The sequence below is a fragment of the Thermaurantimonas sp. genome (assembly GCF_046299575.1).
Taxonomy (GTDB): Bacteria; Bacteroidota; Bacteroidia; order Flavobacteriales; family Schleiferiaceae; genus Thermaurantimonas.
Map to the genome: position 1 here is coordinate 463,916 of NZ_JBKBHX010000002.1, position 15,701 is coordinate 479,616.

Here is a 15,701-nt window from a genome sequence, read left to right on the forward strand (position 1 = left end):
TTTTTAATTGTTTTTGAAGGTTACAGTGAAAGTGCTGCCTTTATTGAGCTCACTTTTCACTTTTATATCTCCGTTGTGAAGTTTTACGATTTCTTGCACGTAGCTAAGACCAAGGCCATGACCCTTTACGTCGTGAATGTTTCCGGTAGTTTGTCGGTAGAATCGATCGAAAACTCTTTTTTGTACTTCTGGGGTCATGCCAATTCCTTTGTCTTTTACTGCTATCGAAACTTCGTTTGGTTTAGGTGTAAAGAGTTCTATTTGAATGTCTAAGATTTCAGGTGAATACTTAATTGCATTATCCAGCAAATTTATGATAACATTTTTAATGTGTTCTTTATCTCCAAAAATTCTTGTATTCGATGCATTGTTGATCAACCTAATGTTTCCGTTTTTGCTCTCAATGATGTACTTCATGTGATGTATGGCTTCTTGTGCTACTTCAAGCAAGTCAAAATTTTCAAGTTTCAGTTGTAGTTGTTTTCGATCGAGTTGAGCAAGTCGAAGTACGATTTCAACTTGCTGATTCATACGTTTATTTTCTTCTTTGATTTTATTGACATATTTCATCAATCTCTCTGGATCAGAAATAACTTTCGGATTGCTCATCAAATCTGTTGTCAGACCAATGGTAGCAATCGGGGTTTTAAATTCATGAGTCATGTTGTTTATAAAATCCGATTTAATTCTTGAGATTTCCTTTTGTGTTAGCATTTGATCGACTGTGATGTAAAAAGTAACAATTATGATGACGATTAGAAAAAAAGTCAATACTATAAGCCATAGAACATTATTGTAAAGAAACGATTTCTTTTTTGGAAAGTAAAGATAAAGCCACACAGGTGGTGACATTACATCATATCGAAGGAGCATTGTCTTGTATTCTACCAGAGCAGGATCAAAATTTTTAGATCGAATTTTTGTCAATTGCTGTTTTTCGTAGATGCCATACTCAAAGGGAGTTTTAATATTTTTAAGTGCTAATTCACTCTTGATCAAAGAATCAAGATTGATACCTTCCAAACGTTCATCAATGGATTGAAAAGTGAAAAAATCAGTCATCATTAGCTCTTTCACAAGCGAATCGACCACCTGAATTCTGCGCTGATAGAATTTTTTTAAAGATTTGTTGAAGCTTTGTGCTATATCTGTCTTATCTAAATTCTCACTACCCGACTGTACTGTGCCGGGCATGTTTTCAAATACTTCGTCGATCGATTCTACTAATTCATTCTCAACTGGCGATTTTTGAAGATTTAATTTTTGGATAATTTTTCGAAATTTTTCGCTGTTGTCTATTTTTTCTGCTACTCGATTTAATGCTTCATTTACATCTCGATCTAAGTTGGTTTCTGATAGCTTCAGGGCGGCATTCATCCATAGAACTTGAATGACAATCACCCCAAAAAGCGCTATTGAATTTAGGGTAATTATGAATTTAATGTTCTTGAATCTCAATCAGATGTTTTTTGTTTGGCAAAGTTATACAAACGGTTGTACCTACGGAAACTTCAGAACTTAACTCAACGTGACCATCCATCTTTTCTACTGCTTCTTTTACCAAATATAGCCCCAATCCATTTCCTGATATTTCAGGTGAAACGCGGAAGAACATATTAAAGACTTTTTCTTGTAATTCGTTCACAATGCCTTCCCCATTGTCTCGTATTATAATTTTTGCTTCTTTTTCATTTGAAAATACTTCGATGTGAACTTCGGGGTTCGGATTGTCTTCGCGTCGAAATTTTATAGCATTCGAGATTAAATTTCCAAGTATGATTCTCAATCTAAAGGTATCTGTAACGAAGTCACTATTTGAATAGATACTGATGGATGTCTTTATGTTATTTTGATGTATTTCAAAAGAAAATTCTTTCAAAACAGATTCGATAAAACTCTTAAAATCGATAACCTTATAATCGAATACATCTTTTCCATTTTGATAATATTGAACGATAGATCGAATGAACGAATCTAACTTGATGACACTGTCTTCGATCATTGAAAAATATTGTATACTCATGGGGTCAGTCACATCTTCTCTGGCCATATTGAGTAGGCCTTTAATCGTAGTAATTGGCGCTCTCAAATCGTGAGAAGCAGAGTATATGAATCGATTTAATTCTTCATTTGTCTTTTCAAGTTTCTTAATTTGTTGGCGTATAGTTTCTCCGGCTAAAAAATATTTTACGGCATTATCAAGAATTATAGCGACATCGTTCAGGTCCCAAGGTTTTTTTATGTAGTTATATATGTGTCCTTTGTTTACAGCATCAATGACTGCGCTAATATCGGAATAGGCAGATGTTAGAATTTTTATCGCATCTGGATGCAACTGAGATGCCGTATATAAAAATTCAACGCCCGTTACAATCGGCATTCTTTGATCAGTGATGATGATTTCTGGTTTTTCAGTTTTTATGATTTCAATAGCTTCTTGCTGATCATGTGTTACAAAAACTTCATACTTTCTTCTAAAGGCAGCGAGGAATGACTGCAAGTTGCCAAGTTCGTCGTCTAAATAAAGTATCTTTATTTTTCTCATTGCGTTTCAAGAATTTCAGGTATTTCAGTAAGTTTTTTATAAATGTACAATTTGAAGGTAGTTCCTTTACCTAATTCGGAATCAACCCAAATTCTGCCACGATGTTTTTCAATAATTTTGTAAACAATCGACATTCCAAGTCCGGTTCCTTCACCTACTTTTTTTGTTGTGAAAAAGGGTTCAAAAATTCTCTTCTTTACCTCATCAGTCATTCCAATTCCGTTATCACTAATCTCTACTACAAAATACTTATCTGCATGGTATGTTTTAATCGTTATTTTTCCGGAATCATTTGGCTCAAAGGTTTTTCCATTAATGGCATCTATAGCGTTTGAAAGAATGTTCATAAAAACTTGATTTAACTTGCCAGGAAAACATTCGATGTCCGATTCATTGCAATAGTCTTTTTCGACGATGATTCTATTTTTAATTTTATTATTAAGAAGTACAAGGGTGGCTTCTATATTTTCATTGATATTAGTAAACTTTAATGCGTCCTCGTCAAGCCGGCTAAAAGTACGAAGGCCTACTACTATTTCGGTGGTGCGTTTTGCGCCTTCTTCAATTCCTTTTAGTAAGTCATCAATTTCTTTTTTGATATATTCTATATCGACCTGCTTTTTGAGAGAAATAATTTCATTTGCTTCAGGATGGTTGTCAAATGTTTTTTCATAAGCTTCAAGTATTTGAAGCAAATCATTAATGTCGAGTTTGAGAGGTTGGATTCCGCTTGTAATAAAATTGACCGGATTATTGATCTCATGGGCTATACCGGCAGTAAGCTGACCCAGGCTTGCCATTTTTTCTTTATCAACTAATTGCGATTGAGCTTCTTTTAACTCCTGAAGGGTTTTTTCCAGTTTTTGATTGGTTTTTGAGAGTTCTTCTGTTCGTTTTTGTACTTTTTCTTCGAGAATGATGTTTTGTTCTCGTATTAGTTTTTCGTTCTCTTCTGCCTTGAGCAGAGCCTGCAATTGTGAATATTCTTTTTCGCGCTGCAAAACTTTTATCTTATCAGCAAGTGCAAAGGATAGCAATAGTACTTCTATTCCTGAGCCAATAAACATTGTGTATTTAGTAAAATTGTTATAGGGTAGTATCCCAAAATCTTTCATGGAAAAAACAAAAATTCCTACCATGAAAATACTCCATGCTATTAGATAAAATTTGGCCGAGCGTATTCCAGATATGGCCATTTTTATTGAAATATAAAGTATGATTATTGCAACTAATCCCTGTGCAGGAAGTAAAATTTGATATCCTATTTTAATAGAAGAAAAAAGAGAAATTAATATTATTATAATGTATTGATAAATAAATAAATTTAAAATAAAATAAAAGTTTTTGCTGTATTCTTTTATATGAAGAAAGCTAATCATAAAAAGGATACCAGTAATACTAGCAAGTGCAGAAAAAAGCGTAGGTGTAATTTCGATTAAAAATGGCGAAAACTGAAAATACAAAAGATGTAAACCGTTGAAACTCGACTGAGCAACACCTACGAATAGTGTGTGAATAACATACCATAAATAAGATTTATCTCGAATGGTAATGAGCAGAAAGAAATTATATAAAAACATCGAAGCAATGAGTCCTATATAAAGACCATTAATAAGCAAATAGTTTCTTTCAATATCTCTATTGTATTCAATCGATTCTAACTTTAAAGGCACCAGCATTTGCTCATCATTGTGAATCTGAATGTACACCTCCAATTCATCGGTATCTTTAAAGATTAGGCGATATACGTGGTCTGTACTACGTACATCTCTTTTATCGATGGAAATGTGCGTATTACAAATTTTTTCAATTGTGTCATTTTTAGATATAATAAATAATCTTGAGCTCTCTAAAATAGGATTAGCAATTCTGAGTTTTATTGAATCATAATTACTGTGATTTTTTACTTTAAACCGCACCCATAATTCTCCATTTACATTGCCGAAATTAATCCTGTTATTTGTTGGTGATTCAAACGGCTTCTGTATTACATCTTTTAGTTTTAATCCATACTCATTAGAAATAAAAAATTGAGAAAATCTATTAATATCAATTACGTCTTCTCCTCGGTATTCAATTGTTGATAAAACTTGTTGTGCTTTTAACACATTTAAACTTGAGATACATATTAAGAAATACACTAATTTATTTAAAGTTTTCATGCTATTAAAAATCTAATTGATATTCGATGCACAAATCTCCTTTTGGTCCTTTTTCTTTTCGTATTTGTCTCGGTTTTTCTCTTAGAGAAAACACAACTTGTCTATCGTTTTCATCAGCTGCCTTAAGGGTATCTAAATCGTTGCAAACCATTAAGGTAGCAAGCATATCGGGTTTGGGATATTCGAATTTACCGTCCATACCTAGAGATGTTTCAACCACAAAGCCCACGTTTCTTACCATTTGTACTGTAAAGGGGGAGCAGAATACAAATAGAGTGTCTATTTTAAGTCGTTGAGCCAAAGTTACTCCAGCTTTTGCAACACAAGCTTTGGTAAGCAACCAAGATACGCCTCTTCCGGCGATTGCTTTAGAATTCCACAAGCCGCAAAGTTCAGCTACCTTACGTCCGGCATCTAATTCCCGTTGAATGTATTCTTGAAATCGGGGCTCAATATCCTTTAAGGCCTCTTCGACAGGCAGGGGTTGAAAGTCATTTCTTATTTGGATGCGTGCTCCGCCAAAAATTCTGATTCCATCACTGCTCTCTGCCACGATCGGATACACATCTGGATTATCAACCCATTGTGCTTTAACAGATGTTACTTTAGGTACGCCGTATTCTTCTAATACTTTTTCATGGCCTTGCACATACTTGAGGCACGCTTCCCGATCGTCGATCGAACGAAAGGCTCTAATTCTAAGGTCGATTTCTTCCTTCATCGATTTAAACAGTGTAATGAGTGAATATTTGATGAATAGGAAGTCGATAGGATTTTTTCACAACATCGGTAGATTTAAACAATCGAAACACAAATCCGAAGGAATAATCTGAATCTATTTGAAATAGTTTTTTAAATGCATTTTCAGCCTCGGCTAACAAGGCATTTTGCCAAGGCCGATGATAGGTATTGGGGTACAATCGATTTCTGTACATTAAAAAGGTAATAGGACTTACAGGTTGAAATCCGATTTCATATTGTGCAGCAAGTATCCAAATTTTCTCCACAGTTTTGCCCAACATAAGCATTTGGTTTCGATCGCACCCGTCAGATTGCACCATCATAAGGGCACCAGATTTTTCCACTGTTTCGCGACTCATTTTTTCAAGTCCTTTGCCTAAGCCCCAGTCGGCAGTAAGCGATAAAGCATTCCAGTCGCGTAATACTCTGAAGGCAGCTTTGTCGGTTACGGTGGGATTTAAGGTTTCGATGTCAATCCCGTCGCAGGTCTCTCGGGCATGGGCATCGTTCCAACGGGTTTCGTTCATAAAGTCGTGATGTGCCCATGGATGTGTCAATCGGATGCGATCTGCAATACCTACGAGCTTAGCGAATTCTTCGATGTCGGCTCTGTGGGTGAGAAGTTTAATTTTCTGGCCGGTTTCAAGCTGTTTTTCAGCTTCTTCAAAAAATGCAGCATCTATTTTTTCTATGCTTCCTTTCAATCGGTTTGTGTGTCGTTCGTATAGAAAGCGCACCCGAGCAGTTGCGGTGGAATCACTATTTTCAGATCGCTCGATCACTTGAATGGAAGCGATCAAATTTGTAAATTCATTATCTAATGAGTATTGAAGTTGGGTTTTAAGATGAAGCGCCTTTGCAGCTGTTTCAAAGTTTTCGAGTGCAGCTCCTAAGGCTAAATAGCTGCCTAAAAAATCGACATCGAGGAAGGAAAATGCTCTCCGTGGGTTTAGAAACAAATAAAAGGTGTCTTCGAAGAGCAACCACTTCCAGGGTTGGACGTTTCCGCCGGAAGGAGCCAGAGCCGCTGCTCGTATCAATGATTCGATTTCTTCAGTCGATAGTTTGAGGTAATGATTTTTCCTGGGTAGTTTTTTTACAAAATGGTCGAAGTACTGGTTCCAATCTGGTTCGTCTGGGGGAGTGGGAATGGATGGTTGAATCTCGTCTGCTGCTTTATCGGGTATTAGCTCTTCAAAGTCTAAATAATATCGACCGCTTTGGGTGTATTGGTTCAGAAAAATTCTGCGCGCCGTATCGGCTCCCATTGCTCCTCCAAGAAATACGCTCGATGCCAGTTGTGGCCAAGTATTAATGGTTTGCTGCACTTCGAGCATGCTTGCTTTCAGGCGGGCACTCATCTGCTCGGCGCTTACCATATCGAGTATGTAGGGAATTTTCTCTTCGTTTGTGAGTTCAGAGATGTTGTCAGGATTCAGCCCATCGGCCAGACCGTGGAGTATTGGGCGTAGAGGTTCGAGGTCGAAGCGCTCCACATCGAGCATACCCCGGTCGGAGGTGTCCATTAGTACAGGTATACCGAGCTCTCGGGCACGATGACGAGCGACGATTTTAATGTCCAGTCCGTCGCATTCATCTACGAGCAAGTCGATTTTTCCATCGGTGAGCAAAAAGTCATCAAGATTTTCACGCGTAATTCCTTCAGGATAGATTTTTACTTTTAAAAATGGATCTATTTCCGCTATTTCCCGAGCCGCGATTACTACCTTTTTTAAACCAATGTTAGTAATGCCTGAACGTAATCTGTTGATGTTGCTCAGCTCCAGTTCGTCGAAGTCCGCCAGGCGGAATTCAGTAGCTGAGCGCTCCATGGCCATTGTAATAGCAATGGTTTGACCCACTGATAATCCTATGATTCCAACCTTTTTAGATGAAAGAATTTTTTGTTCCTGAGGGGTTATTTTGTACTGATTACGCGCTGTTCGAACTCTGACGAAGTCTTCTTCTGATGGAATTCGACAAGCGGTATTTTTCCAAGGATAATATACCCAAATATCGGATTTTTCTTCTAATTTTTCTCGTATAAAATCTTTTGATTTTTGGTTATACAGAGAATGTTTCGAGGTAATTTCAGGATGCAATATTTTAAATAATTCGTGATAAATGGATTCTCTTATGTCATAAATAATCAGATTAGTTAAGTGTTTTTGTGCAATCTGAAATTCTTCGTTTGTAAAAAATTCTGCACGCCAATGTTCGATGAAATTTTCTATTGGAGTAAAATTTGAATTCATAGTATTGAATTTTCTTGAGCTCATCTTGTGAGCGATGCGCTAAAATAGAAAAATTTCGATTTTACAAAAAAGAAGATCAGCTTTGCCAAAAAATTAATTTTTTCGAGAAAAATGCTTCTTGGTTAATTGTTTAGTTTTGATTTAAAAAATTTAATCTGACTTTAGATTTGTTTTGTTTATTTGCGATTACCAAACTCAAGTAAATTATACTTAAAAAATTTCACTTCTATTTGCGTTTTTGAATCAAAAAACTACTATGAACGAAAGAGACTTGAAATCCATCAAAGTAGTGTATGTAGATGACGAAATGTCGAATCTCACAGCATTCAAATCAAATTTTCGACGTTTCTACACGGTAGAGACATTTATTAATCCCTCAGAAGCATTGGAGTGGCTCGATAAAAACGAAGCACATGTAGTTATCAGCGATCAACGCATGCCTGTAATGCAAGGAACAGAGTTTTTGGGAATTCTGTATGAAAAAAAGCCGGATATTGTTCGCATGCTTCTTACAGGTTATGCTGATATAAAGGCGGTAATCGATGCTATTAATGTAGGTCATGTATTCCGATACATTACCAAACCTTGGCATGAACACGATATGCGCACTGCCATTGAAAGTGCTTATGAAATGTATCGCCTAAAAAAAGAAAACGCTGAACTACTGCGCAAGCTCCAGAGGATAAATGAACAATTGGAATTTATGTACAGACAAAGCATTTTGTCCTGATAATGAAAAAGGCCTGACACCATCACGGGTCAGGCCTTTATTCATCACGCGTCACTACTTATTTGTTTCTTGCTTTTCTTCGCTCTTTAAGTTTTTCTCGTCTGTTTTTTCTTTCGTTTTTTAGTTTATTAAATTGTTCTTCGGTCAGCACTTTTTTTAGTTTTTCTTCGCGATCTTGAATGGCTTTTTTACGTTGTTCATTTAAATAAATCGCTTGTTCTGCGAATTCATCGTTGATTTTTGAAACTTCTAGGTACTGCTGTTCGCTGAGCATGAGCTCTTTAGAGAGTCTGTCTGTATTTCTTTTCGCCAACTCTTTAATCCTTTCAGGTGATAGTGCTGGCGATTCCTCTAATTGAGCCATTAAAGCTCCCACAGGAAGCACAAATGCTAATAGTATGATAATTAAACTTCTCATTTTTTGTCGCTTTTAATATTTGACAAGTTTTGTGCCAAAACGTTTAATTAATCCTTAGCCAATCTTTAGCGATGGATTAATTTGTCTTATGGCTGAAGTTTGGCAACTCAAACTCAATACCTTTGTATTAAGGCATACATGTTTATTGCAATTAAATGGAAAAACAGCAGAATTATTTGGGATATCATGTATCACTCACTGAAGTGGAACCTTGGAAAGACCTGATAATATGTGAGTTGGGAGAAGTGGGATTTGATATGTTTGAAGACACTGATAATGGATTTGTCGCCTGGGGTTATGAAAAAAATATTGATCAACAAAAAGCAATGAAGCTTTTGGAAGAGTATGAAAAAAAAGTTTCTCTTACTCTTCGAGTTGAGCAAACCCCTATCCAAAATTGGAATCAGGAGTGGGAAAAAAATTTTGATCCGGTGGAGATCCCTGGCTTTTTGCGCATACAGGCGCCCTTTCACCAATGGAAAGAGGGATTTCAATATTCCATCGTTATAGCGCCTAAAATGGCCTTTGGAACGGGACATCACTCTACAACTTATGGAATGTGTATGCTTATGCAGAAAATCGATTTCAAAGGTAAACGCGTGCTCGATATGGGATGTGGCTCTGGGGTTTTAGGAATATTGGCGCTTAAAATGGGTGCACACTCTGCTGATGGCATCGATATTGACGAGTGGGCTGTTCAGAATACGGAAGAAAATTCAGCTCTTAACTCAGTAAATATGTATGTAAAACTTGGCGATGCAAGTACTATTTCAGGAGTGTACGACGTTATTCTTGCTAACATACAGCGCAATGTGCTTCTGGCCGATATTCCCGAGTATATTAAGCATTTGTCCGGTGAAGGCAATCTTTTAGTATCGGGATTTTATCTAGAAGACATTCCTGCCATTGAGTCGGTATGTGTAGCACACCAATTATACTTAATTGACCGTTTTACAAATAACGGTTGGGTAGCCCTTCACTTTCAGAAAAAGAATTAGGATGAGTCGCATACAGGGGTGGTGTTTTTTTGGATTATTGAGTTTATTTCCGTTTTTATCTGCATCTCAAAAAGTTCGCTCCTTCAGCAACGATACAGCACTTTGGCGCTCTGAGGTTTATGAAGTACTCAAAGATCAAGACAAAGACAGGGCGGCTAAGTTGGTGAGTGAAATTAGTCCTATACTGAGTAGTGGAAAATTGTCTAAAGAAGCCTTTGAGTACCTTGTAAAAACAAGTAACACGCTGCTAAAGAAGAGACTACTCGACCTCGATGCATGGAACGACTGGTTTAAAGTAGTAATTCACCTAGCAGAACAAGAAGATCCAAAACACGCTCTTAGCTTTCACCAAGATTTTGAAATTTATACACAGAAAAATCCAAATAAAGCCATTCGCGACTACTTATCGGTAATGCATGGAGTCTTTTTAAAAGGTGAGCTTTATAACGATGGTCAGTTGAGATGGGTGTACACAGGTGCTTTTGAATTTTTGTTTGACAAAGAGCCTGTTTTTAAAATTTCAAACACTGATCTTTATGCTACCTTCAGAGGCGATAGCACTTATATCGAAAAAACACGTGGAACTTTTTATCCAAAAAGTTTGATTTGGTATGGACAAGAGGGTTTTATCTATTGGGAGCGCACTGGTCTGAGCCGCGATTCTGCCACGGCACGATTTCAAAAGTATCAGATAGATGTATCAAAAGCTTTTTTTGAGGCTGATAGTGTAACACTTTATACTAAAGTATATCTCAAAGAGCCTGTTAAAGGCCGGTTGGAGGAGCGACTGAGTAGCAGGAATACCCCTGAAACAGCCAATTTTCCGCGTTTTTATGCCTACCGAAAAGACATTGTCATAAAAAACATTGTAAAGGATGTCGATTATGTGGGTGGTTTTTCGGTGGTGGGCAGTGGTGTTTATGCCTCTGGCACACCTGACCATCCTGCTGCTTTTATACACTTTCATAACAAAAAACCTCAACTTATTGTACGTGGCGAGCGCTTTAGTCTTAAACCAAATTTATTTACTTCCGAAGCGGTGCAACTCTCCCTGTTGCTGGATGGCGACAGCATCTATCATCCACGACTTTACTACAGGTTGATACCCGACGATCGCATTGTTACTTTGATTCGCCAAAATGAGGGTCTTGGCCTTTCACCTTTTGTAGATTCGTACCACAAGTTGATCATGCGTTTTCAAACCCTGGTTTGGAAGTTGGGCGATGAGAAAATTTTAATCTCCAACATGAACCAAGGCTTAGAAATACCTGCAACATTTGAATCAGCCCAATACTACCGCGAAGAGCGAATGGATCGTTTAAGAGGGCTTAGTAACAAACACCCGCTGATGGAAGTAATTGAAATGAGCAAATACTTCGGTTCAGAGGTGCTCGACGCTGATAAAGTAGCCGAATATTTGCGCATCAATCCCCAAAACGGTAGAATATTTTTAATGAATTTGGCCGTTGAAGGTTTTTTAAAGTACGATTTAAATACCCACAGAGCAACCATCTTACCACGCACGTATGAGTATGTAAACAACTATTTAGACAAAAGAGACTTCGACGTTATTCAGTTTGTATCGTCAGTAAGTGGTAAACCAAATGCAACGCTCAGTTTGCTTTCTTTCGATTTAACCATCGAGGGGGTAAACAGCATCGCTTTGAGCGATTCACAGCAAGTAGGGCTTTTCCCCGCTGATCGAAAGATCGTAATGCACCGCAATCTGAATTTTGATTTTTCGGGTCGAATCTTAGCTGGGCGCTTCAGCTTTTGGGGGCGAGAGTTTAAGTTTAAATATGAGCCATTTATTATCGACATGCCTACGATTGACTCTATGCGCTTTGCTGTTGAGAGTTTTGAGAAAGACGCCACCGGAATTGTCACATTAGTAAACGTTCAGAGCGTACTGGCTGATCTAACCGGACAACTCGATATCGATAAACCTAACAATAAATCAGGCAGGAAATCACATGCAGAATATCCAATTTTTAGATCCCTAAAAGAGAGCTACATCTACTACGATAAGCCAAGTATTCACAATGGGGTGTACAACAAAAAGGACTTCTTTGTGCGCTTAGAACCCTTTACCATCGACAGCCTCGACAACAAGCGCACAGAGGGTATATCGTTTGACGGTACGCTGGTGAGTGCTGGTATCTTTCCCGACATTCAACAAACCATAAAGGTTCAGCGCGATTATTCATTGGGCTTTGAGATGGAAACGCCCGTCACGGGGCTGGCAGCTTATGGCGGAAAAGGAAAATTCACACAAAGTCTTTCTCTATCTAACAAAGGTCTTCGCGGTGATGGCCGGATAGACTATCTCTCATCGGTGGCTATAGCAAAAGAATTCTTCTTCTTCCCGGACTCTACCAATGCCGTGAATGTCTCTTACGAAATTGCTGAAGATTCAAAATACAACGTACCACATGTGCAAGCCGACAATGTCGTGCTTCACTGGGAGCCGAAGCGCGACATCATGTTTACGCAGAATACTTTGAGCCCTTTTTCGATGTATGACGACATAGCCATGAGGGCTGAAGGAAGAATGGCGCTCTCACCTAAAGGGCTTAGGGGCGATGCAGCCATAGCCTTCCAAAACGCTGAGATGAAATCGCGCGACTTCTCCTTTCGCCGACGCGAGTTTTCTGCTGATACGTCTAATTTCAGGGTACGTCCTTACGATTCAGGACCGTGGGTGTTTGAAACGCTGGCAGCTTCCTCTTATGTGAACTTTGACAAAATGAAGGGCAACTTCACCCTTCATTCAGCAGCTCAGTACATGCACTTCCCCGAGCATCTGTACATCGCTTACATGGATTATGCCGACTGGCATATTAGAGAAAAGTCGATCGAAGTAATGAAGAAAAGTGCATTGCCTTCGTCACGCATGGTAAGCACTCGTCGCGACCAAGACAGTCTTCAGTTTGTGGCAGGTAGTGTAAAGTTTAGGATGGTAGAAAATTACTTAGAGGTTTTTAAAGCTTTTGAGATTGAGGTGGCCGACGCTACCATTTATCCTGATACAGGCTATGTGGTGATCGATCCTCAGGCTCAAATGCGCACACTTAAAAATGCCAAAATCATCGCCAATCGCCAAACGAAATATCACACCTTTGAAAAAGCCACTGCGAGCATCATCTCGAGGAAAAATTATACAGGATCCGGATATTATCAATATTTAGACGAAGACAATACTGCCTGGCCTTTATTCTTCGATCTGATACAGGTAAATCGCCAAGGAATTACCAATGGTAGGGCTCAAATTTCAAAAGACGACGCCTTCTTCCTCAGCACCTATTTTGCCTTTTACGGCGAGGCATTATTAACTGCGCCAGAAAAACAACTCACTTTTGATGGCTATACACTGATCCAACACACGTGCGAAAGAATACAAACAGATTGGTTCCCCTTCAAGTCTATAATCGACCCAAAAAACATCATAATTGACTTACCTGAAACAGCTGAAGAACTCAACCGCGCCCGAATTTTTAACGGAATTTACATCGCCAATGACTCGACATCTGGCTATTCTGCATTCCTGTCGAAAGAGAGCAGTAGAGCTGATCTGGAGCTGATTCTGGCCGGAGGACAACTCTATTTCGATAAGGCACAAAACAGTTACATCATCACAACAGCCGAGAAAGTCAAAAATTCGGAAGCAAAAGGAAACTACCTGGCATTAAACATAAAAACCTGCGAAATGTATGGAGAGGGCCGCCTTTCGTTTGGCGACCGCACAGGCCTAGTTGAAATCGATGCCTATGGAACCATTCGGCACAAGCTAGCCAACGACGAAATTACCATCGATATGTGGATGGGCTTTGATTTTCACTTTAACGATGATGTGCTTAAGGCTATTTCCCAGACACTTAAAGACGCGGATCTTCCCTCTGCTGATTTAAGCAGGAGGGCATTTGCTGTGGCTGTAAACGAAATGCTCGACGGTCGCGAGCGTCAGCGATTCATTGACGAACTGCGAAAAACAGGCTTGCCCGAACGAATGCCCAAACCATTTCAAAGTACTATTACCTTCAGCGACATCAGGCTAAAGTGGAACCCAGAAACCAATTCGTTCTTTTCCGAAGGACCAATAGGCATTGGTTCGATAGGGAAAGTACAGATTAATAAACGCGTAAACGGTATACTTGAAATAGCCCGTAAACGCCGGGGGGATGAGGTGACGCTGTACATCGATTTAGGAAGTAAGGATGTATACTTCCTTCAGTACAGGCGAAATCTCATGGAGTTTTACTCACCACGCCAAGAGTTGATGGACATGATTACCAACACAAAGCCCGATGCGCGTCGCAAGGAAGAGAAGGGCAAGCAACCCTACTCATATACAACCTCTACTCGCGGAAAAATGAACCGATTTATAAACCGCATGGAAGGTGAAGGCGAATAATAATAGACATCGATCTTAGGGAAGTATGCTTTTGTTTTTTAAACCTTCGTATTGAATAAGTTCAGCTTTAAGTGAGCCAACTAATAATTCTGTTTTGATTAAAACTGGTACTTTGTTGTCGTCGTTTGATACCCAAATGGTCATTGTGTCTTTGTCTTTGAAAACTCGACCTTGTTGAACTAAAGGCTTGAATTTCAGGCAATTGATTTTTCCAAATTTGGTTTTAATAGTCTCTTCCCCAATATATCGGATTTGAAACTTAAACATTTCGTGATCGAGAAACACCGGAATCTGAATTACAGCTCCCGGAGTGAGTGATTTAATGTCGATAAACCGAGCATAGTAAAAGGCAGAAAAAATGTCTTGAGTGCGGTCTTCGAGCTGAAAGATTTTGTTTTTATCCAGCAATATGTCTACAGCAGTGTTTGTTTTAGAGTCGAAGAGGATGTGGTGTTTAATGATGTACCCACCTTCATCCACATCTCTGATGAATTCTATAGGTTCCAGGTTATCGATATCGTAGTAAGTTTCATATCTGTCGCGCACTCTGAAAAACCATTCGAACATTCCTTTTGAATAGCCGATGCCTACCATGTGGGCGATGTTTTTTCCTTGGCGCTGCTGAATGTCATCAACGCTTAAAATGGCTTCTCCAGCTGTAAGTAATCCGTAAGATATTGAATACACAAGTCGCTCGCCGGTAGCAAATGGCTTGACTGAACTGATGCGATTGGTTGGAGTGTTTTCGGCAGTTTGTACGGATGATTGTGCTCCGGCAGTGAGTGCTAAAAGTATTACTATGGCACTTTTGATGTTCATACGGAAACTTCTTTGTGCAAATAACTTCTAAAAAAATGCCAAAATTTTACTTTTGTCCAAAGATAATAACAGTATTATGAGACTCGCCATTTGGTTACTACTATTGGGCTTTTTGATTTATTCAGAAAACAGGCTTCGCACAGTTGGTGAAGAACGCCTTAAACCTTTGGTAAAAGGCATGAATCCACCGGACTTATCCATTGGAATATCGAGAGAGAGTTTGATAAATTTTTATGAAACAGCCGGTCGGGAAGGAAGAGAGACCTACACTAACATATTGATGAGATACGACCTGCTATATCCTCTTTCCTATGGATTGTTTTTTGCCTACACCATTTCGCTTCTTATACGGAATTTCCGCAAGCGCTTTTTAAGTATCCTGATTTTTCTGCCTCTTATCGGTATGCTGTCAGACTTTGTAGAGAATGCGGGCTTTATACTGCTCGCTTACGAATACCCAAATTTTGACGATCAACTGTTTGAAATAGCTCGAACAGCACAAATACTCAAGTGGTCAATGGCCTTCGCTTCAATAGCCTCTATACTTGTGCTATTGGTAGCTAATGGAATTAGACTCACCAATAGAACCAAATCTTAAAGCAGGAATAATCATTAAAACAAG

11 protein-coding genes are annotated in these 15,701 nt (G+C 38.7%); 4 read left to right on the plus strand and 7 right to left on the minus strand.

Going from position 1 to position 15,701, the window contains the following annotated elements:
• Window positions 1-3: 3 nt before the first annotated feature.
• The 5 genes from ACK4EX_RS04545 to ACK4EX_RS04565 are packed head-to-tail and all read right to left on the minus strand — an operon-like array spanning window position 4 to window position 7,703.
• Window positions 4-1,458, minus strand: coding sequence for a sensor histidine kinase (locus ACK4EX_RS04545; protein ID WP_409770178.1), 1,455 nt, complete (start codon window positions 1,456-1,458; stop codon window positions 4-6).
• Complete coding sequence (locus tag ACK4EX_RS04550; protein ID WP_409770179.1) at window positions 1,439-2,545, minus strand: hybrid sensor histidine kinase/response regulator; 1,107 nt, start codon at window positions 2,543-2,545, stop codon at window positions 1,439-1,441. Before ACK4EX_RS04550 ends, ACK4EX_RS04545 begins: the two co-directional genes overlap by 20 nt.
• Window positions 2,542-4,707 (minus strand): 7TM diverse intracellular signaling domain-containing protein, encoded by a 2,166-nt coding sequence (locus ACK4EX_RS04555; protein ID WP_409770181.1) that lies wholly within the window; start codon window positions 4,705-4,707, stop codon window positions 2,542-2,544. The genes ACK4EX_RS04550 and ACK4EX_RS04555 overlap by 4 nt, the downstream gene beginning before the upstream one ends.
• Window positions 4,708-4,711: 4 nt before the next feature.
• Complete coding sequence (locus tag ACK4EX_RS04560) at window positions 4,712-5,428, minus strand: hypothetical protein (RefSeq protein WP_409770184.1); 717 nt, start codon at window positions 5,426-5,428, stop codon at window positions 4,712-4,714.
• 4 nt (window positions 5,429-5,432) lie between these two features.
• Window positions 5,433-7,703 (minus strand): Rv1355c family protein, encoded by a 2,271-nt coding sequence (locus tag ACK4EX_RS04565; protein WP_409770186.1) that lies wholly within the window; start codon window positions 7,701-7,703, stop codon window positions 5,433-5,435.
• Between the two features lie 256 nt (window positions 7,704-7,959).
• Between ACK4EX_RS04565 and ACK4EX_RS04570 the strand changes: the two genes are divergently transcribed.
• Window positions 7,960-8,433 carry a response regulator gene (locus ACK4EX_RS04570; protein ID WP_409770188.1) on the plus strand — a complete coding sequence of 158 codons (474 nt, stop codon included), beginning with the start codon at window positions 7,960-7,962 and terminating at the stop codon, window positions 8,431-8,433.
• A gap of 58 nt (window positions 8,434-8,491) precedes the next feature.
• On the opposite strand, the gene ACK4EX_RS04575 is transcribed toward ACK4EX_RS04570, so the two are convergent.
• Window positions 8,492-8,851 (minus strand): hypothetical protein, encoded by a 360-nt coding sequence (locus tag ACK4EX_RS04575; protein WP_409770189.1) that lies wholly within the window; start codon window positions 8,849-8,851, stop codon window positions 8,492-8,494.
• A 155-nt stretch (window positions 8,852-9,006) separates the two neighbouring features.
• Here ACK4EX_RS04575 and prmA point away from each other — a divergent pair, with 155 nt between their 5' ends.
• Entirely contained in the window at window positions 9,007-9,849 is an 843-nt protein-coding gene (prmA, locus tag ACK4EX_RS04580; protein WP_409770192.1) for a 50S ribosomal protein L11 methyltransferase, read from the plus strand.
• Between the two features lies 1 nt (window position 9,850).
• Window positions 9,851-14,260, plus strand: coding sequence for a hypothetical protein (locus tag ACK4EX_RS04585; RefSeq protein ID WP_409770194.1), 4,410 nt, complete (start codon window positions 9,851-9,853; stop codon window positions 14,258-14,260).
• 15 nt (window positions 14,261-14,275) lie between these two features.
• Here the strand turns inward: ACK4EX_RS04585 and ACK4EX_RS04590 are convergent, their stop codons facing one another.
• Window positions 14,276-15,079 (minus strand): DUF3108 domain-containing protein, encoded by an 804-nt coding sequence (locus ACK4EX_RS04590; protein WP_409770197.1) that lies wholly within the window; start codon window positions 15,077-15,079, stop codon window positions 14,276-14,278.
• Window positions 15,080-15,155: 76 nt separating this feature from the next.
• On the opposite strand from ACK4EX_RS04590, the gene ACK4EX_RS04595 reads away from it, so the two are divergent.
• Window positions 15,156-15,677, plus strand: a complete 522-nt coding sequence (locus ACK4EX_RS04595; RefSeq protein ID WP_409770200.1) for a hypothetical protein — start codon at window positions 15,156-15,158, stop codon at window positions 15,675-15,677.
• Window positions 15,678-15,701 lie beyond the last annotated feature (24 nt).

Bases quoted from the DNA above. Each gene is read 5' to 3' on its own strand.
- ACK4EX_RS04550 (WP_409770179.1), bottom strand. From the start codon at position 2,545: ATGAGAAAAATAAAGATACTTTATTTAGACGACGAACTTGGCAACTTG.
- ACK4EX_RS04555 (WP_409770181.1), bottom strand. From the start codon at position 4,707: ATGAAAACTTTAAATAAATTAGTGTATTTCTTAATATGTATCTCAAGT.
- ACK4EX_RS04560 (WP_409770184.1), bottom strand. From the start codon at position 5,428: ATGAAGGAAGAAATCGACCTTAGAATTAGAGCCTTTCGTTCGATCGAC.
- ACK4EX_RS04565 (WP_409770186.1), bottom strand. From the start codon at position 7,703: ATGAATTCAAATTTTACTCCAATAGAAAATTTCATCGAACATTGGCGT.
- ACK4EX_RS04570 (WP_409770188.1), top strand. From the start codon at position 7,960: ATGAACGAAAGAGACTTGAAATCCATCAAAGTAGTGTATGTAGATGAC.
- ACK4EX_RS04575 (WP_409770189.1), bottom strand. From the start codon at position 8,851: ATGAGAAGTTTAATTATCATACTATTAGCATTTGTGCTTCCTGTGGGA.
- prmA (WP_409770192.1), top strand. From the start codon at position 9,007: ATGGAAAAACAGCAGAATTATTTGGGATATCATGTATCACTCACTGAA.
- ACK4EX_RS04585 (WP_409770194.1), top strand. From the start codon at position 9,851: ATGAGTCGCATACAGGGGTGGTGTTTTTTTGGATTATTGAGTTTATTT.
- ACK4EX_RS04590 (WP_409770197.1), bottom strand. From the start codon at position 15,079: ATGAACATCAAAAGTGCCATAGTAATACTTTTAGCACTCACTGCCGGA.
- ACK4EX_RS04595 (WP_409770200.1), top strand. From the start codon at position 15,156: ATGAGACTCGCCATTTGGTTACTACTATTGGGCTTTTTGATTTATTCA.